This is a genomic window from Paenibacillus sp. FSL K6-2862 (genome assembly GCF_038005125.1).
Taxonomy (GTDB): Bacteria; Bacillota; Bacilli; order Paenibacillales; family Paenibacillaceae; genus Paenibacillus; species Paenibacillus illinoisensis_A.
This window is the reverse complement of record NZ_JBBOSN010000001.1, coordinates 2,720,144-2,738,553: the sequence shown is the minus strand read 5'-3', so window position 1 is coordinate 2,738,553 and position 18,410 is coordinate 2,720,144. Positions and strand designations below refer to the sequence as shown.

Annotated in this window: 15 protein-coding genes; 2 read left to right on the top strand and 13 right to left on the bottom strand. The window is 47.0% G+C overall.

The genetic code is table 11. From position 1 onward, the window contains the following. Nucleotide 1: 1 nt before the first annotated feature. The 9 genes from MHB82_RS12675 to MHB82_RS12635 all read right to left on the bottom strand — a co-directional run bounded on the left by MHB82_RS12675 (nucleotide 2) and on the right by MHB82_RS12635 (nucleotide 12,061). Nucleotides 2-1,441 (bottom strand): 4-hydroxyphenylacetate 3-hydroxylase family protein, encoded by a 1,440-nt coding sequence (locus MHB82_RS12675; RefSeq protein ID WP_341174822.1) that lies wholly within the window; start codon nucleotides 1,439-1,441, stop codon nucleotides 2-4. A 190-nt stretch (nucleotides 1,442-1,631) separates the two neighbouring features. Further along, nucleotides 1,632-3,593: an ABC transporter permease gene (locus MHB82_RS12670; protein WP_341174821.1), complete on the bottom strand. Its 1,962-nt coding sequence runs from the start codon at nucleotides 3,591-3,593 to the stop codon at nucleotides 1,632-1,634. Beyond that, nucleotides 3,568-4,338, bottom strand: coding sequence for an ABC transporter ATP-binding protein (locus MHB82_RS12665; protein ID WP_095287496.1), 771 nt, complete (start codon nucleotides 4,336-4,338; stop codon nucleotides 3,568-3,570). The genes MHB82_RS12670 and MHB82_RS12665 overlap by 26 nt, the downstream gene beginning before the upstream one ends. Before the next feature lie 279 nt (nucleotides 4,339-4,617). Continuing rightward, nucleotides 4,618-5,601, bottom strand: a complete 984-nt coding sequence (locus MHB82_RS12660; protein WP_154893424.1) for an ATP-binding protein — start codon at nucleotides 5,599-5,601, stop codon at nucleotides 4,618-4,620. Beyond that, the gene (locus MHB82_RS12655; protein ID WP_095358399.1) at nucleotides 5,598-6,302 is read right to left on the bottom strand and encodes a response regulator transcription factor; all 705 of its coding nucleotides are present in this window, start codon (nucleotides 6,300-6,302) and stop codon (nucleotides 5,598-5,600) included. Before MHB82_RS12655 ends, MHB82_RS12660 begins: the two co-directional genes overlap by 4 nt. 78 nt (nucleotides 6,303-6,380) lie before the next feature. Then, nucleotides 6,381-7,676, bottom strand: coding sequence for a beta-N-acetylhexosaminidase (gene nagZ, locus MHB82_RS12650; protein ID WP_095358676.1), 1,296 nt, complete (start codon nucleotides 7,674-7,676; stop codon nucleotides 6,381-6,383). 441 nt (nucleotides 7,677-8,117) lie between these two features. Beyond that, nucleotides 8,118-9,221, bottom strand: coding sequence for an NADH:flavin oxidoreductase (locus tag MHB82_RS12645; RefSeq protein ID WP_341174820.1), 1,104 nt, complete (start codon nucleotides 9,219-9,221; stop codon nucleotides 8,118-8,120). 260 nt (nucleotides 9,222-9,481) lie between these two features. Then, nucleotides 9,482-10,795: a hypothetical protein gene (locus MHB82_RS12640; protein WP_341174819.1), complete on the bottom strand. Its 1,314-nt coding sequence runs from the start codon at nucleotides 10,793-10,795 to the stop codon at nucleotides 9,482-9,484. A gap of 216 nt (nucleotides 10,796-11,011) precedes the next feature. After that, nucleotides 11,012-12,061, bottom strand: coding sequence for a 2,3-butanediol dehydrogenase (locus MHB82_RS12635; RefSeq protein WP_110822439.1), 1,050 nt, complete (start codon nucleotides 12,059-12,061; stop codon nucleotides 11,012-11,014). 352 nt (nucleotides 12,062-12,413) lie between these two features. Between MHB82_RS12635 and MHB82_RS12630 the strand changes: the two genes are divergently transcribed. Next, nucleotides 12,414-13,445 carry a LacI family DNA-binding transcriptional regulator gene (locus MHB82_RS12630; protein WP_095358403.1) on the top strand — a complete coding sequence of 344 codons (1,032 nt, stop codon included), beginning with the start codon at nucleotides 12,414-12,416 and terminating at the stop codon, nucleotides 13,443-13,445. A gap of 142 nt (nucleotides 13,446-13,587) precedes the next feature. Here MHB82_RS12630 and MHB82_RS12625 read toward each other — a convergent pair whose 3' ends face one another. From MHB82_RS12625 to MHB82_RS12615, 3 genes are all read right to left on the bottom strand, one after another. Further along, nucleotides 13,588-14,559, bottom strand: coding sequence for a D-2-hydroxyacid dehydrogenase family protein (locus MHB82_RS12625; protein ID WP_341174818.1), 972 nt, complete (start codon nucleotides 14,557-14,559; stop codon nucleotides 13,588-13,590). A 498-nt stretch (nucleotides 14,560-15,057) separates the two neighbouring features. After that, nucleotides 15,058-16,146: a hypothetical protein gene (locus MHB82_RS12620; protein WP_341174817.1), complete on the bottom strand. Its 1,089-nt coding sequence runs from the start codon at nucleotides 16,144-16,146 to the stop codon at nucleotides 15,058-15,060. Beyond that, the gene (locus MHB82_RS12615) at nucleotides 16,143-16,736 is read right to left on the bottom strand and encodes a TetR/AcrR family transcriptional regulator (protein ID WP_341174816.1); all 594 of its coding nucleotides are present in this window, start codon (nucleotides 16,734-16,736) and stop codon (nucleotides 16,143-16,145) included. The genes MHB82_RS12620 and MHB82_RS12615 overlap by 4 nt, the downstream gene beginning before the upstream one ends. 224 nt (nucleotides 16,737-16,960) lie before the next feature. Here MHB82_RS12615 and MHB82_RS12610 point away from each other — a divergent pair, with 224 nt between their 5' ends. Beyond that, a complete protein-coding gene (locus tag MHB82_RS12610; protein WP_341174815.1) occupies nucleotides 16,961-18,211 on the top strand; it encodes an MFS transporter in 1,251 nt (416 codons plus the stop codon). 1 nt (nucleotide 18,212) lies between these two features. Here the strand turns inward: MHB82_RS12610 and MHB82_RS12605 are convergent, their stop codons facing one another. Then, nucleotides 18,213-18,374 carry a hypothetical protein gene (locus tag MHB82_RS12605; RefSeq protein WP_167301695.1) on the bottom strand — a complete coding sequence of 54 codons (162 nt, stop codon included), beginning with the start codon at nucleotides 18,372-18,374 and terminating at the stop codon, nucleotides 18,213-18,215. Between the last annotated feature and the right edge of the window lie 36 nt (nucleotides 18,375-18,410).

Below are 18,410 nucleotides of genomic sequence, written 5' to 3'. Positions count from 1 at the left end.
ACTACTTCATATGGAGCCAAGGCTCAACCTTTTTATTCAAACTTTCCTTATCATATTGTATATACTGGCCTGCACGGTTGCGAACCGGATCACCTGCGTAGTAACGCTCATAGAGATCATGCCTCGCCCCAAGTGCACTTCCGGTCAGATCCCAAGCCAGCTGAAACAGACGAATTTTCTCTGGCGCTTGCAGTGTCACTCCACCAAGATATTTGGCCATCAATGGTCCTACCGTTTCATCCAGATCGAATCTGCCCGAAGGGATCTGAATCAGTCCACCAGCTGCAATGGTTTTCAGAATTTCAACTGCTCTCGGGTAATATCGGCTGCCCAGATTACGAGCTGTCTCAATGTATTTGAATGACGGGAGCCAGTTACCATGTGCATCTGGCTGTGCCTGGGCCTCAGAAGCAACGATCAAGCCCTCAATGGTCTGCATCTGGCTGATCATCTCTCCGAGTTGTTCCTGTACATTCAGGTATGAATCCACACCAATCTCCTGCGCTATGGCTGCTGTGACGGCGGTGATGAATTCCAGCTTGGAGTGCAGCCGAATGATGCTCTGATGGTAGGCCAGACTGGAAGAGGCTGCGTTACAGCGAACCTGCCACACGGCTTCCGGATTGTTGTGCAGCAGCACACGCTCCCATGGAACCCATACATCATCAAAAAATAGTACAGCGTCCATCTCATCATAACGGGCACTAAGAGGATGAGCAGCATCCGACTGCGGAGCGGCAAAAGATTCACGGCAAATCAGATGTAAACCCGGACTTCCCACAGGAACAATCACCATATGTGCCAGTTCCGGCAGATGTCCCGGAATCCGCTGAATCGGATACGCAATGATATCATCTGCATAAGGAGCTGCGGTCGCCACCATCTTGGCACCCCGAACAATAATCCCTTCCGAGTTGGTTTTCACAATCCGCAGCATGGCATCTTCATCCTCCCCAACAGGCAGAGAACGGTTGATCTGCGGGTCACGCTGGACAATCGTCAGAAAAGCATCTTTTCGTTTGGCCTCCTGATAGTAGGCTGCTATCTTATCTGCATACATGGGATCGTGTCGTGCCATATCTTGACGTGTGGCATACCATCCGACAAGACGCGAGCGGGCATAATCCGACAGTCTGCTCATGACTCCATAGGTTCGATCCGACCAGAGCCGAAATGCTGCCGCTCTACTGCTGACATCTTGAGAAGCGTGAGGCACCCGAAAAGCCTGATGCACATAACTCCCCGTCTGTTCATCCCAGTATGCTACCGTATCTCGTGTATCCGGATCATCCACCAAATCGAACAAGTTCTCAATGGTCTGCAGTGTTCCCTGAAAGGCGGGATGTTCGGTTACCCGGACACGCTTGCCATCCATCCATACGTTTCGCTCATCATTCAATCGGTGTATGTAAGCTTGTCCGCGAGACATCGTGATGCTCATGATAAGTCCTCCCTCTCAGGCAAAAAGCCTGTTATGGCTACCAATCTCAAAGTACAACTGTAATATGGTCAAGTTATGTATGATACACGCTATGATACAATTTGTATCTATTGAAATAGTACTGTGTCCAGGATAGAAAAGTCAACAAACACCGAACGAAGCGTCCGATGTTTGCCTAGGTCATGCCAGTTTAGATTAATTTGGAGTACATATGGCGTAAATACCGCCAGCGCACAAGCGCAAAGAACAGGATCTGCATGGTGGCAAAAACGAAGAAGATACGCAGGCTGTATCCCATAACCGAAAAATCGACCAACTGCTGCAGCGCCACAAACGCTACCGAACTATGAATCAAAGCTATGAGTAATGGTAGGAAAAACATAAGCAGCAGCTGCTGAGTTACAATTTTACGAAGTTCAGGACGACTGAGTCCCATCTTGCCAATCATGCGATACTGTGCTTCATCCCTTTCCAGATCCGCGTAGAGTCTAAAATAGGTAAAGCTTGCCGCAAAGGTAAAGAAGACAATACCGATCAGACCGCTCAGGATCAAAATGATCCCATTGGTTTGTTTCGAATTCAGCCAGTCCACAACGAGAGCACTGAACATGAAGTAGCCTTTCGTACGCGGCTGATCCTGAATCGAATTAACCAGTTCAGGGGCGAAGGCCCGCGTGCCCATCCAGTCTTCCACCACAAATTGAGTCATTTTATTGGAATAGTAATCTTCACTCAAGTCTAGGAATTCATTGTACGCTCGCTTCATCTTTTCAAACAATTCATCGGAAATGACGTAGATGTCCACTTTGAAATCAACAGGGATAACGATTTCGGTAGCTGGAGGAGACAGCTGAACCTGTTGATGATAATTTTCAACTTCAAGATCGACCTGTGTTGGTGAGAACCCCTGCTCCACTTGTTTACGCAGCTCTTTACGTGCTGTCAGATTCGATGGAGTCATAAAGGCCCCATTTTCCGTATCCAACGTGCGTTCTTCGTAACCAAGGGCCTTGGCCAGATGGTTGTATTCACTCAATTTGATGATATTGCTGCCAGTGTTATTCTCATACAGCTGGGTGTAGCTGCCTTTTACATAGGGGACCTCATGGTCAACAAGCGTTTCCTCAATCTGACTGATATCCCCCTCTGCCTCAGGTGTATCCCATGAATTCGTGTAAGTGAATGCATACGGGTTCGTCATCGACGACAACCCTGGATCAGCGATCGCCAGCATGGTGCCAATGCCGGTAAATGCCGAGGCTGAGATGACACTTACCATGAAAAACATGACAGCATTGTCTTTCATGCGATACGTAAGCTCGGATAGAAACAGTACATTGGTTTTACGGAAAAACAAACGTTGATTTCGTTTTAGCGCCCGAATGACATACACACTGAGCTGCGTGAACAGCAGGTATGTACCTGCGATAACCATAATGACACTCCCCAGGAGCAGCGGGAATGAGTACGTCACCCACACAAAAGTGAACACCCCTGCATAGCCACCGCCAATCAACAACACGGATAGAAACGCGAGCAAACGTGATGCCTTCGGCTCCGGTTTCGGCTTTTCCTCCGATTTCACCAAATCAATCAGCGTTCCCTTGCGGATAAGCAGAGAAGAAGACAGTGCAATGACAGCAAACAGAATAAGGAATGCGACAGCTGTCAGAGCAATTGCTTTTAATGGAAAATAAAAACGTAGACTGTTCTCCACAGCCAGCAGGGAACCGCAGATGAGCAGTATCAGTTTTCCGAAGATCATCCCCAGTCCAACACCCGCTGCAATGGCGGCGATCCCGATACACATGTTCTCCATAAACAGAAGCCGATTCATCTGCTTGCGTGTCATCCCAATGATCAGGAAGATACCAAATTCCTTCTTGCGTGTTTTCAGAAAAGAACCTACCGAGTACAGCAAGAACAGGAATGAAAAGATGAAAATTATGATTTCTGCGATCATAAAACCTTGGTTCGCAAGCATCGTTACGGTTTCACTCGAACCTTTTAAACCATCCTTCAAATCCGGGTGAAACAGAAGCAGTGCATATGTGAAAAATATCATGACGGAAAATGTGCTGCTCAGAAAATGAGCCAAATAAATCCGTTTGTTGCGAACTACATTGTTAATGGCGAACTGGCGAAAATTCATGTCCTGACCCTCCCATTAGGGATAACACATTAATAATCTTTTGATAAAAAGCTGCCCGGTTATCGCCGTAGTGAATCTCATTATAGAGTTTGCCGTCCTTGATGAAGACGACCCGGCTGCAGTAGCTCGCTGCAACTGCATCGTGTGTAACCAGAAGCATCGTCGCCTGATCCTCCTGATTGCGGAGCTCCAGCATCTCCATGACATCACGTGCCGCCTTTGAGTCCAGGTTGCCTGTTGGCTCATCCGCCAATATTAGTTTCGGGGAATGGATTAGTGCTCTGGCAATAGCCGTTCTCTGTGCCTGTCCACCTGAAATCTCATAGGTCCGCTTGTCCAGAATCCCCTCAATCCCCAGCTTGCTTGCGAGCCGTTCCACACGAGCGTTCATCTCCCCCAGCGGTGTTCCATCGAGCGTAAGCGGCAGCACAATGTTCTCCTTCACCGTAAGGGTATTGAGCAGATTGAATGACTGAAAGACAAATCCCAGCTCTTTGCGCCGGAACAGCGCAAGCTCATCCTGGTTCAGCTCAAACGGATTTTTCCCGGCAATGCGCAGTTCTCCCGATGTCGGATGGTCGATCGTGGAAATCATGTTGAGCAGTGTCGTTTTGCCGCTGCCGGATGGACCCATGATTCCTACAAATTCGCCTTCCTGTATGCTGAGGTCAATCCCCGATAAGGCTTCATAGGAGACGATCCCTTTATAGATTTTGCTGATCTGTTTTACCGAGCATATTTCCATATGTACCACTCCTTTTTTACGTTGGACATGAGTCAACCATGACCAACTCGCGTCTATTTATTCATTGGTTATTCATTGGTACTCTTGATGCCCCTGACTTCTGACTTCAGTTTACCGAAGTTTCGGCTAATCTCCTATGGCTTAACCTTTCACCTGCATGACAAAGTTGTAAGGTTCTTCTATATAAAACAAAAAAGACGTCATTACCCCGGGGTAACAGACGTCGATTCTCTTGAACCATCCTCTTGAAAAACAATGTAGAAAATCACCTTACACTCACTAGACACTAAATGTAATCCGGACCGTCGTCCCTTCACCATATACCGATTCCAGATCGATCCGGTGATTCATTCGGGTTAGGACCTCTTTCACGATGTACAGCCCCATACCCGTTGACTCCTTGAAATGACGACCATTCTCTCCCGTAAAGAAAGGCTGGAACACCCTGTTCAGATCCGACTTAGGAATACCGGCACCCTGATCTTGAACTTCAAGAATAATGGACCGTTCTGCTTTATATGCACGCAGATATATCTTTTGTCCGTTACCAGAGGAGTATTTGATCGCATTGGAAAGTAGTTGGACGATGACAAAACGAATCCATTTGGCGTCCGATTGCACAATTAGCGAAGCATCCATCTGAATCTCCGGATAGACATGATTGCGAATGAAGAAACGCTTCAGCTCATGAATGGCCTCTTCGCCTGCTGCCTTAAGTGTAACCGGTTCAACACTGAAGTCCTGTTCAAATGTGTCCAAACGCGCTACGTACAGCACCGTTTCCAATCCACGTCTCATCTGATCTGCTTCCTCACGAATACTCCTGAGACGTGGGTCATCGTCCTCCTGGTCCTGCACGGTCAATTCAATCACGGATAAAGGTGTCTTCATCTGGTGTACCCACTGATTCATAAATGTGAGATATTCCTGCTGGCGCTGCTCCAGACGGTGGAGATGGGCATGATAATGACCATATTGTGAATCCAGCAGCTTCTCCAGCGCTACCGATAAGGGAACCATCTCTTCGAGCGGAACAAATTCATTAAGCGAATTCATGGGCTGTGTCATTCGGGTATAGAACGCCCTGTGAGACATATAACGGTAAGTCAGGTAACCTGCATATAAAAATAACCCCAGCGATACGGCATAAACTGCCGTCAGCACATGGTCGTAACCGTCATACCAAAATACGCCGACGACAGTAAGCAAGATGACGACCACCCAGCAAGTCAAAGCAAGGTGTTCTCTCATAAACAGCTTCATGATGGTGAAGCCGTATTCCAGTTTGCGTTTAATCGATAACCGGAACCTCTCACCGTTTCCAAAGCGTCTGTTATGCCTATTTCGGCCAATCGCTTGCGTACACGGGTTACATTGACACTGAGCGTATTGTCGTCTACAAAGGAGTCATCCCACAGTTTCTCCAGAATCGTCTCCCTGCTCACGAGCTTCGGACTACGACGAAGGAGCGTTTCCAGCAGTATCGTTTCCTTCTTCGTCAGCTGCACTTTGCGATCACCGAGCTGAATCTCCAGTCTTTCCAGGTATACTGTCAACCCTTCAAGCTCGACCTTGCGTTCTTCGTCACGGGCTGCGTAATCTCCATATACACGTCGCAGCTGACTTTTGATTTTGGCCATCACGATCTCATGTTCAAACGGCTTCGTTATATAATCATCTGCTCCGTTCTCCAGCGCCATCACCTGGTCCATCTTGCCGCTCCGGGCGGAAATAAACAAAATCGGACACGTTGACATCGTACGGATCTGACGACACCAGTAGAATCCGTCATAGCTGGGCAAGTTGATATCCAGGAGAACAACATGTGGCTGGATCTGCTCAAATTGCTGTATCACCCGCTCAAAATCCTCTACCAGAACGGCTCTGTCCCCGTAACGTTCAATATGGGATTTCAGCAGTCCTGCAATTTTGGGATCATCTTCAACGATCATTATGGTATACATAAATGGGCCGCACCCCTAACCTGTAATAATGAAATGTAATATGTTCTCTCTCATTCCAAAATCATAACACAGGATGGATTATTCGGCATGAACCTGTTTGCGCCACTGCACAATGTCTGCGTTCAATTGCTTGAGGTCATCAGATGGTTGCTGCTCATCAGACAGCTTGTACGACTGCTTCAGTGCCAGAATACGATACACGCTTTCATCAATTCGAGATTCGGTGATTTTGCCATTCTTCACCGCATTTTTCAATGTATCAAATATCGTTTTGGCACTTTCATAACTGTGAGCCACGAGCAAAATATCACTGCCTGCCTGAACGGTCGCGATTGCAGCTTCATTCAGTTTATAGTTTTTGGCGATTGCACCCATGCTGAGATCATCTGTAATGACGACGCCGTCATAATTGAATTTGCCCCGCAGATGTTCACCAATAATGACATCCGATAACGAAGCAGGATGATCGGGATCCAGCTTAGGGAATAAAATGTGAGCCACCATTACAGCTTCCACATGCTCTTTCACCGCGGCCTGAAACGGAATCCACTCCAGCTCAGCAAGCTGCTCCTCTGTTTTGTTCACCACGGGAAGATCCAGATGGGAGTCCACCGACGTATCCCCATGACCGGGAAAATGCTTCACGACCGGAATCATTCCCTCGCTGCGCAGACCTTTCATCTCAGCGACGCCGAGACGAGACACGAGTTCAGCCGAACTGCCAAAGGAACGGTCACCAATCACCGGATTGTTCGGATTGCTGTTGACGTCCAATACCGGAGCAAAATCCACATTAAAACCTGCAAGTTGGATTTGTCTTGCCAGCAACCTTCCCATGGTTTCAGCCAGCTCGGCGTCTTTCGTCGCTCCGACTTTACCATTGGAAGGAATACTCTCCACTTCATCCGGCATTCGGCTGACTTTGCCGCCCTCCTGATCCACACTTATGAAGATTGGCACCGGATTGGAACGGTTTGCTTCTTTGATGGACTTCACAAAATCCGCTGTTCCCTGCAAAGTCGTCACGTTATTACCATAGAAAATGATGCCTCCTACCTTTTGGTCCGCAATCATTTGTTTGGCCTGGTCATCCAAAGTAGTCCCCTGTACACCGGCCAAAATCATCTGTCCAATCTTTTCATCCAGCGAGAGCTGGTTCAGCTGCTCCTGAACCGGATCTGCCTCTTCCTGAGGGGAAGCATTGTTCTGCTCATTGTTCTCCTCAGCTTCCTCCGCATCGGAATCAGCACTGCCTTCCGGTGCAGCTTGTTGTTCCGTAGTAGAGCCTGCAGAGGAATTCGCTGTGGAGCCGGGCTTTTGCGTTTCTCCGCATGCAGTAATGAGCATAAGGACTGCAATAATCAGAAATAACATTTGCACCGAGTGTCTTCGTTTTCTTTTTATAGAATTGTTATGTACATACAAGGAAAGTCATCCTCCTAATTCATGTTGGAATGTGTACCGTAATGTTCAGGCATAACATTAACATAAGCAACTCTTTTTTCAAAATCACGTGCTTTAAATAAAGGAGTGAGATATGAGTCTGATTAGCCAATAAAATGTTTGCATTTGAAAGTCGTAGTATGGTTTCCAATGATTTTTTCAACGAAGGGCGTGGGTGTTGTATGGATCAACGGGGAACGTAATTGCGGGCGAGAAATGGTAATTTGTTGTGAATTTTTCATATATTGAAATTATTATTATAGCAGGTTGAAAAAGCCGCCTTTCGGCGGCATAAGGTTGTTGTGGATTGCTCGTTTTTGTCTTCCTTGTTGGTGAATATGCAGAAGAATGCTGATAATTAGCTACTATTCACTAATTCAATGTTTTCAACACTTCAGTTGTAAATGGAATGATCTCGGACTGGCGTCCTTCACGTACTTTTGCAGGCCACTCCGGATCACTAAGCAGTACACGTCCCAGAGCGATAAGTTCAAACTCCTTGTTCTCTAACATCGTATTCAATTGGTCCAAGTGAGCATCGCCAGTCCCCTGATTCTCGGTTGATCGGTCCACTAATTCGGCTTCCAGACCAACGGACCCAACGGATATCGCAGGTTTCCCGCTTAATTTTTGTGTCCACCCGGCAAGGTTTAATTCGGATCCTTCGAATTCCGGCAGCCAGAAGCGACGAGTCGAGCAATGAAAGATATCTACGCCTGCCGCAGCCAGCGGCGCAAGAAATTGCTCCAGCTGTTCAGGGGTATCCACCAGGCGAGCATCATAATTGCCCATTTTCCATTGCGAGAAACGAAGCACGATCGGAAAATCCGGTCCAACCGCCTTGCGGCACGCTTCAATGACCTCGACTGCGAATTGTGTTCGTCTGACCAAGTCACCGCCATACTTGTCTGTACGACGATTGGTATGTTCCCAGAAAAACTGATCAATCAGGTATCCGTGAGCGCCATGCAATTCTATGCCATCGAAACCGATCCGCTTCGCATCTGCAGCCGCTTGTGCGAACGCTTGTACGAGGCCTTGGATCTCTTCTTCGGTTAAAGGTTCCCTGTTCTCTTCCCCTGCCATGCTGATGCCAGAGGGGCTAACTGGTTCCGCTTCTGCATGAGGCAGATCTCCTGTACGCCTTGCTGTGCCCACATGCCACAATTGAGGCATGATTTTACCGCCCGCCTCATGGACGGCTTGAACCACATTCGACCAGCCCTGAAGGGATTCATCTCCATGAAATAACGGGATACTCGCACCGCTTACAGAGGAAGGATGGTTAATCCCTGTTCCCTCCGTAATAATGAGCCCTACACCGCCAGCTGCTCTGCGTCTGTAATATTCAGCAACTTCCGGCCCGGGTACACCCTCTGGAGAGAAACCGCGAGTCATGGGTGCCATGACGATCCGATTGGACAATGTAAGCTTGTCTGAAGTGAAGGGTGTAAACAACGCTGAAGGTATATTCATTTGTTTATAGCTCCTTTATCTTGTGGAATGTCAGAACCCAATTACCTTTCCATTTTATAGTTTGTGAGTTTTATTTTCAAACTCGCTCATGAAGTGATCTATTATGTAACATAAAAAAATAGAGCATCCCCGCAGCAAGTGGAAAACAATTACGCTGCTGCACGTGTACGCTCTGTGTTTACGTCTTTTTCATTTTAAATGATAACCAAAAATAGATATGAATCATAGTATATACTCCCTACTCTTTCTGTGCGTTCCCCTTAATCCGAATTCACAGGAATGTCATTGCGATGAACTCTGAGGATTTTGCCTGATGAAGGTGAGACTACGTCCGGATCCGTGCCCAAACCGAAGTAGAAATCCCCTTCATGCTCTTCAAATGACTTTGCATACGTATCCTGGTTGAACCGGAGGATTTCATGCCAACTGATCAGATCCGTGGTTTGGTATACCCGGTTAATATACAGGTTTTTGTTTTGCAACGTGTAGGTGAGTACATATACTTTACCGTCGCGCAGAAGCAAGTCTGTTGGCAGGGCTTTGGCATCTGGTAAAATCACGCGTCTAGCCTGGTTAATGGCCGTCATGACATTCAAAGATTTAGGAAGCAATTGACCGTCATTGAATACACCACCAGCGATATAGACTAACTTGTTATCAAAGTTAACATTTTTCCCAATCTTGTTATACGGAACCGTGCCCTGTTGATAGGTCAGTCCCGGCAGGATTTTGTTACCGTAGATTACGACGTCTTTCTTCTCCAGATTCGCGTTAATCTCAAGGAAATTGGTCTTGTCATTCCAGATTTTATTGGCAGGATACATCATGCCGGATGCATACAGCTTGCCCCCGAGCTCAAACAGCGTATACGCTCTCAGTCCAAACGTATTAATGTTTGCGAACTTCTGCCAGCTTACGCCCATATCATGTGAAATCAGAATCGTTGGCTTATCTTCTGTTCCGAGGGCGGCAAACATTTTGCCTTGATACAAGGCAAGGTCATAAACGTGTACCCCGAGCGGAAGGTTGCGGTATTTCGTCCATACGTCCCCATCCAGCCGATAAAAGTTTCCGAAACTCCATTGCTCTCCGTCAGAATCATTTCCCGGAATATAGAGCTTGTCGTCCAGCACCTTATAAATATCAATCTGCTCTTCATCCACAACCATTTTGGTCGATGGAACAATTCCTGGATTGCTGTTGCTGACTGCCTGCCTATTAAAGGATGAGGTTGTTGTATCGAAATAAATGACCGGGATGGGCCCCGAGTTCGGCGCTACCCCCATATTACTGCTGTTGCCATGGCCCAAATATATCTTGTCTCTGTACAACTGCATATCCCACACATTATTGGCATAAGGCGTTTTGGCAAAAGGTCGTCCAAGGAGCTCAACCTTGCTTGTCACATCCGCAGAATTGATGGGTACATTGGATACCTTCGCCATAGCCCGTTCAACCGTCGGCTTGCGCTCGGCCTTGTCACTGCTTTTGGGCTTGGCACTCCCTGTAAGCATCCAGCCCACGCTTGCAACGATCGTCAAAATTAGAGCTGCCCATTTCGTGTTGTTATGCATGCCCGCTTCCTCCTTCGTTTTGATATTGAATGCCTTTTCATATAAACGATACAAATTGTATCTTTTTATATTATGTAAAACAGAACAAGCATGCAATACATTCCGCCCTTTTCAACAAAAATAGACAGCTGCATCCGAAGATGAGCTGCCTACGCAGGTACTCTATTTCGTCAAAATGACTTCGTTTTTTTAAAAGAAAAGATTTCTGAGTTGCTGCTACTCGGCTTTGACCAGGATTTTCACCTGATTTTTCTCTTTCAGTAGAGCTTCGAATCCTTGATCCACCACTTCATCCAGCGAAATACGCTTGGTCACCAGCTTGTCTGCCGGGAAGAAACCTTTATCCATCAGACTAATCACGGCCGGGAAAACATCACGATAACCAATAATACCATTCACTGTACGTTCTTTCATGACGATAGAGTTAGGCAGAATCGGAGCCGCTTGCTCAAAAATGCTGACGATCATCAGCTCTCCGCCAATACGTGTCGAGTCGATCGCCTGCTGCAGCACAGGTGGAACACCTGTCACTTCATAAGCAACGTTCACGCCGCCGTGTGTACGTCTATGAATCTCTTCCACGACATTGTACTGGGTTGGATCAATAACAATGGCGCCAAGCTCTTCGGCTTTCGCTTTGCGTTCCTCGGACAGCTCGACCACATAAATGTCGGATGCGCCTGAAGCTTTCAATGCTTCAATAACGAGCAGACCGATTGGACCCGCACCAAATACAGCTGCAGTATCGCCTACTTTCAGCTTGCTTTGACGCACAGCATGCAGCGCAACCGCAGACGGCTCCACCAATGCTCCCTGTTCGTAGGAAATGGAGTCAGGGATGGCGTGTACCATATACTCTTCAGCTGTTACGTATTCGGAGAAACCTCCGCCTCCTCCGGCGAGACCGAGGAATCCCATCTGGTCGCACAGATTGTATCTTCCCTGTTTGCAGGCTTCACAATGTCCGCATGCATAGATAGGTTCAACGACAACACGGTCTCCAGCTTTATAACGGGTAACCCCTTCACCCACTTCAACGACTTGTCCCGAGAACTCGTGCCCCATCACAACAGGTGCTTGTTCGCCTGTTAGCGGATGCGGTGCTTGAGCAGGAATGAAAATCGGTCCTGCGGTGTATTCATGCAGGTCACTGCCGCAAATTCCACACCACTCTACTTTTATTTTAACTTTCCCCTTTGCCGGGCTAGGTTCATCGATATGTTCGAGACGCAAATCTTTAACTCCATGCCAACGTAATGCTTTCATTCATTTCATCTCCCAGATCATAGGTTTGAATATAACCGGAAACGTTTCCGTAGTTAAATATGTCACAGTTTAGATAGTCTGTCAAACACATTTTCCCATAAATAAGTCGAATTCATGAATTTTATGCCTTTACATGCAGCATGATAAAACCCGATGTGATTGCCTGTATCCAAAGGTTTTACAGATTATATGCTCAAGAACGTTTGGAATAAGTTAGCAACCTGCTTACGGTTATAGGTCATGGAAAGTCTATTGACTTACAAAAAGTGTTATAATCAGAGTATACACATGAATTCAAGATGAAATTACTATAGATTCGGAATCGTTTCCGTTGAAGTGAGGTTACCCAAACGTGAGCAAAGAACAAAAAGTCACCATCAAGGATGTGGCGGAGTTAGCGGGAGTTGGAATTGCTACCGTTTCTAGAGCCATTAATAATTCTGAGGGTATCAGCAGCAAAACCAGAGATAAGGTCATGCAGGCCATTGAAGAGCTCGGTTTTGTTCCCAACACATCCGCTCAGAGTCTTAAAATACGCCAGACGCACCAAATTGCCCTGGTTGTTCCGGATATACGAAATGCCATCATTCCAGAGATCTCCTGGTCTGTGGAACAAACCGCCAAACAGCACGGTTATCACGTGGTGCAGATTAATACGGCGGGGAATGCCCGTACCGAACTGGAAACCATTCGAAATATTAAAAAGCTGCATGTGGACGGTCTCATATTCATGCCGCTCGCTTATCCCAAAACGCTGCCAGGCTTGATCGATAAGGCTCCTCTTCCCATCTCCATGATTAACTATGGCAAAAGGCTTGAACCCGGCATGAAGGCAGATATCGTCTCTCTATCTCAGCCCGAGGGAAAACTTGTGATGGAACACCTGATTAAAATTGGACGAACCCGAATTGCCTATGCGGGTGCCCCAAAGGACATCATTGAGGAGCGTTACCGTGCTTATGAACAAGCTCTGCCTCATGTCGATATTTCGCTTGTCTATTTCGGGGAAGATTTCTCCCTTAACACGGGTGCCAACGCTGCGGATTACTTCCATGGACTGACCCATATGCCAGACGCAGTCTACGCCATCAATGACATGGTAGCCATCGGATTGGTTAACCGGTTCAAAGAATTGGGTGTACGTGTACCCGAAGATGTCGCCGTAGTTGGGGTCGATAATAATCAATGGACTACGGTCTCGTCCCCGCAGATCAGCTCGGTTTCCATTATGGGCGAAGAGGTTGCCAGGCTGGCGACAGAATTACTGCTCAAACGAATCCGCGAGATGAGCACTACCGACTATGAGCATATCCAGTTTGAACCCAGACTTATCGTACGTGAATCAAGTGTAGCGATGATTCGTCCCTCTTCATCACGTTCCTAATGGCTCACAATAGATGGATGAAATGATGAAAATTACAAGCAAAAAAGGTGTCCCGCAGCCATTAATCACGGCCTGAGGGTCACCTTTTTGTGTTCTGTATCGATTTAATAAAAACGGACGAGCACTCTGGCATCGTTTGTTATTACTTCACGATCAACTGTCTAATCGGGCTCCCTTTTAGAAACATCTCGATGTTTTCTACCGCATGATTGTAATAGATTTCATAATTCCCTCGGGTCACATAACCCAAATGCGGTGTTGCCAGCACGTTAGGTAAGGTTCGCATGATATGATTAACAGGCAAAGGCTCCTGTTCAAAGACATCAAGTCCTGCCCCGGCGATCAGACCATTTTGCAATGCCTCAACCATAGCCCCCTGATCCACAATTCCCGCACGGGATGTATTGATCAGCAATGCTGTCTTTTTCATCCGCTGGAATTCAGCCTGTCCAATCAGATGACGAGTACGTTCACTTAGCACCAGATGAATCGACACGATATCACTTTGCTCCAGCAGTTCTTCCTTTGTTTCGCACCAGATTACGCCTTGTTCTCCAGCTTGTCCAGGTGTCAGATGCTGACTCCAGGCCATGACGTTCATGCCAAAAGCCTTCGCAATCGCGGCCATCCGGGAACCTATCTTGCCCAATCCGAGCAGCCCGAGCGTCTTTCCGTACAAATCCATGCCGACCGTACTCTGCCAGTTGCGATTGGATTTCAGCGCATTATTTTCGGTAACCAACTGCCTGGACAGTCCCAAGATAAGTGCCCAGGTTAGTTCCGTCGGTGGATTGGAGCTGCCCTCTGTCCCACACACCGTCACTCCATGGCGTTCCGCAGCCTTAAGATCAATTGAGGCATTTCGCATCCCAGTTGTAATCAGCAGCTTCAGCTTGGGAAGCCTGGATATAACCGATTCAGGAAACAGCGTACGCTCACGCATCAGAATGACGATATCCACATCCTGCAGCTCCTGGATGACCTTTTCTTCCGAGCCCATGTAATGATTAAAGGTCTGAACCTCAACCCGATCCTGGACTGAATTCCAATCAGCCAATGACAGGGCGACGTTCTGGTAATCGTCCAATATGGCGCAACGTAATTTCGTTTGCAAGATGTACCCCTCCTTCAAAATGCGTTGTATCCTACACCTACCCGTATTGTATCAATTCGACACCGGTCTGCCCAATGTCCTTAGACATAAAAAAGAGCCGGAAGTCAGTTCCGCCTCTTCAATTCATATTAACATTTTAAAAATTAGCGCCGTTATTATAATCGCAATCGTGATCTTTGACAACCCCCGAATTTTGAATACAAACCGATCTAATTTTCCCTGATCATTGGTAAAGAGGGATGCTTCTATCGCGGCCAGAGCCAATACTCCAAACATGAGGAGACTGAATGTTATGATGCCTACTCCACCAAGAGTCGTTATCGATACACCTATGACATAAAAAATAGTAAGATACAATCGCCAATATGTAGTAAGTACCATGAAATTCCTCCTCGGAATTGGATGTTACTATATTTACGTTTCACTTTACATATCGTCTCATATAATCAATATTTTCCTATCGATTTAAGATACCAGGGTTTAACGTGCACCCAACTCTTAACGCAAAGCATCCAGCTCAATTTCATGACTGACAATTAGCTCCATCCTGGATCTCAATTGATTATACCGTTCGACCAATACATGATCCATTCCGAGTGCTTGCGCAATCACACTTAATATGGAATCATCCACATGTGGTGTACTCCAGCTAAACAGCTGATGGTACAGGTTCAACATTGATTCTTGGCTCTCCTTAACATAGCTAAGCGGGTGTGAAACGGATTCGAGTTTTAACTGCAGCAAGTCATGGAACACGTGAAAACGATGCTCCGCAGCCACACTTCTTGTTAAGCCTTCTTGGGAAGTCTGCACACTACTCACTTTATCTGTAAATGTAGCTAAGCCAGCTTCGTCCTTCAGATCTCTGATCAAATCCGAGAATGTTAATCCAACCATGGGCATGGCCATGTAGGCCCACCAATGACTGCCTGTTCCATTGCCGTACAGTTCCCAATTCGGGTTCCATAACACATTTCGAATATGTTCCTTCTGGGATGTTCCATACATTGCAATACCCCACACCAGCCCGCCATTGCAGTCCACTGACGCCTGTTCTCCCCATGCCAGAAGCTTGGGCACCATCTTATCAGCTGGAGCCCATTTTGCACACAATGCAGGGAGGATCTCTGGGAAAAATGCATTTCCGTAAACTTGCTCAAATTTATCTTTCAATCGCTGATGTTGATCCTCACAAGGCATGTGCAGCAAGGCCAAACAAGCATCTTTGGACAAATACCAATCATCTGTCATTACACAATCCACCAGATATTCGGCGCTGAGTTGATATCCCATGTAAGCCAGGACATGCAGAATGTCTCCGGGAACCTCCTCTTTTAGCTTTCCATTCACAAAACTACATTGATGAAGCTGCCGGGCAAGCTCCAAATCACCGCAACGCATGACGACCTCCAGCAGCAGTACATATCGATAATCCTCCGGATGCTCCAAATATAACTGGAGCAAGACAGCTGCGTCCTCCCGGTCCCCATACCTCGCAATAACTCGGCAATAGGATTGAATGACACCCAGATCCAGGGGACGACCCGAATGAAACCATTCCCACAATGTTTCGGTGGGCTGTATCATATCGAGTCCCCTCCAATAATCAATAACGCCGCCTCAATACTTTGCTCTACAAACGAGCGCTCTGGCCCCGATTTCATTAACACAGTAAGTCCAATCATTGAAATAACCAAAGATTTTGCAGCTGCACTCGCATTTAGATCACCGGACAATTCTCCGGACCGCTGCCCCCGTTCGATCGTCTCCTGAAAAATTACTGCCAGATACATCTGATGCTCCCGGGTTAAAACGGCGAATTTCGAATCGTGCGGAGCCAGTTCAACCATCGTATTAATACAAAAACAACCGTGGCTCGGCTTGGATACATCCCCCTCCGCCCCAATGTGCTCAAATAGCGCACGAAATGCCTGTTTTACAGACCCTTCATGCTGAAGGCTCGATCTAATTTGCGCGGCATGCAGGGTGGTATATCTGCGCAGCGCCGTCTCAAATAACTCTTTTTTGTCCCCGAAGGCAGCATACAAACTGGGACGTTGAATACCCATTGCGGATGTCAGGTCAGTCAATGAAGTGGCTTCAAATCCTTTATCCCAAAATATGTGCATGGCTGCATCAAGCACTTTATCGGTATCAAACTCCCGTTGTCTCACCATTTTCTTTCTCCTTTTTATGTACCAATCGATATACTATATCGTAGCTATCATCCATCATGATGTCAATTCTAACCCTTCACTAAATCATTGAAATAAATAACATACGAATACTTTAAAATATAAAATTGACATTTGGATGATATATACAGTATGTTAATTCAGAATCATTATGTACTGATCAGTATAAAACAAATTCAAAAATCCACTCTTGAAAGGTGACTCTCATGAATACTCCGATTCAACAGGTACACCCATCTTCAAAAGCTCATGCTGGCATGTCCCGACTTGTTGCGCTCCTCTTTGCTCTGTGCAGCGGACTTTCCGTAGCCAGCATTTATTATGCTCAGCCCCTTTTGGATGCCATGGCCAGAGATTTCCGGATCTCCCACTCACATATCGGCGTAATCATTACAGTGACCCAAGTCTGTTATGCCCTTGGACTCTTTTTTCTTGTGCCTCTCGGTGATCTGATTAACAGACGAAAACTGATCATTGTGCAGATGCTCTTCTCCGTCGCGGCTCTGCTTGTCGTTGGTACCACACCATCTAGTTCCATCTTTTTCACAGCGATAGCACTGGTCGGATTACTGGCTGTTAATACTCAAGCGCTCGTTGCCTTTGCCGCAGCACTCGCTGCTCCTTCGGAACGCGGACGGATTGTAGGACTCGTGACTAGCGGGATCGTGATTGGCATATTGCTCGCTCGAACGGTTGCGGGCACCCTGAATGATTGGATCGGCTGGAGGTCGGTTTACCTGTTCTCCGCATCGCTAACATTGCTCGGAGTAGTTGCCCTGCTCCTTCTCCTGCCGAAGCATGAGCCTCAGCGAACAAAATTAAATTATCCTCAATTGCTTATTTCGGTAATAAAACTGTATCGGGAGCTGCCTATACTCCGAATTCGTGGCGTGCTGGGCATGCTGATTTTTACTGCTTTCAGCATTTTATGGACTGCCATGGTCCTTCCGCTCAGCGCACCTCCATTCTCGTTGTCCCATACCGCCATCGGTGCTTTTGGTTTGGCAGGTGCCGCAGGTGCACTGGCTGCTGCCCGCGCCGGCAAACTCGCTGATCGGGGTCTTGGACAGCACACAACTGGATTCGCTCTTCTGCTTCTCCTCCTGTCCTGGCTGCTGATCAGCTTCGTTCATCAATCGTTATGGTTTCTGATTGTTGGCGTCATCGTTCTCGACCTCGCTGTACAGGCAGTCCACGTCACCAACCAGAGCCTAATCTATCAGGTTCGTCCTGAAGCACAGAGCCGTCTTACTGCTGCATACATGATATTTTACTCGGTGGGCAGTGCAGCCGGATCTATTGCTTCGACTATGATGTACGCCTGGGCAGGATGGAAGGGCGTATGCTGGTTGGGAGCAGGTGTAAGTGCAGCAGGATTTCTGTTCTGGGCTGTTGACTGTTACTTACAACGGAATGTGATCCATTCCTCATGTGCTCCAACACATAAAGGAAACTGAATTATTTTTCTAACTTATTCCATACAACGATGAACAGCGTGGCTAGCGGACCACACAAGAGGGAAATCAGAAACCAGTTAAGCCCACTTCTGTTTTTCCCTTGAGCAAGTCCGGCATTAATTAACGCAAGGGTGCCCCAACCAACAAAATATTCGTTATCCATCACTCATCACTCCTTAATAAGTAATTGTTGTCATAC

Coding starts and splice junctions, on each gene's coding strand:
- MHB82_RS12675 (WP_341174822.1), bottom strand. CDS start 1,441: ATGAGCATCACGATGTCTCGCGGACAAGCTTACATACACCGATTGAAT.
- MHB82_RS12670 (WP_341174821.1), bottom strand. CDS start 3,593: ATGAATTTTCGCCAGTTCGCCATTAACAATGTAGTTCGCAACAAACGG.
- MHB82_RS12665 (WP_095287496.1), bottom strand. CDS start 4,338: ATGGAAATATGCTCGGTAAAACAGATCAGCAAAATCTATAAAGGGATC.
- MHB82_RS12660 (WP_154893424.1), bottom strand. CDS start 5,601: ATGAAGCTGTTTATGAGAGAACACCTTGCTTTGACTTGCTGGGTGGTC.
- MHB82_RS12655 (WP_095358399.1), bottom strand. CDS start 6,302: ATGTATACCATAATGATCGTTGAAGATGATCCCAAAATTGCAGGACTG.
- nagZ (WP_095358676.1), bottom strand. CDS start 7,676: ATGTTATTTCTGATTATTGCAGTCCTTATGCTCATTACTGCATGCGGA.
- MHB82_RS12645 (WP_341174820.1), bottom strand. CDS start 9,221: ATGAATATACCTTCAGCGTTGTTTACACCCTTCACTTCAGACAAGCTT.
- MHB82_RS12640 (WP_341174819.1), bottom strand. CDS start 10,795: ATGCATAACAACACGAAATGGGCAGCTCTAATTTTGACGATCGTTGCA.
- MHB82_RS12635 (WP_110822439.1), bottom strand. CDS start 12,061: ATGAAAGCATTACGTTGGCATGGAGTTAAAGATTTGCGTCTCGAACAT.
- MHB82_RS12620 (WP_341174817.1), bottom strand. CDS start 16,146: ATGATACAGCCCACCGAAACATTGTGGGAATGGTTTCATTCGGGTCGT.
- MHB82_RS12615 (WP_341174816.1), bottom strand. CDS start 16,736: ATGGTGAGACAACGGGAGTTTGATACCGATAAAGTGCTTGATGCAGCC.
- MHB82_RS12610 (WP_341174815.1), top strand. CDS start 16,961: ATGAATACTCCGATTCAACAGGTACACCCATCTTCAAAAGCTCATGCT.
- MHB82_RS12605 (WP_167301695.1), bottom strand. CDS start 18,374: ATGGATAACGAATATTTTGTTGGTTGGGGCACCCTTGCGTTAATTAAT.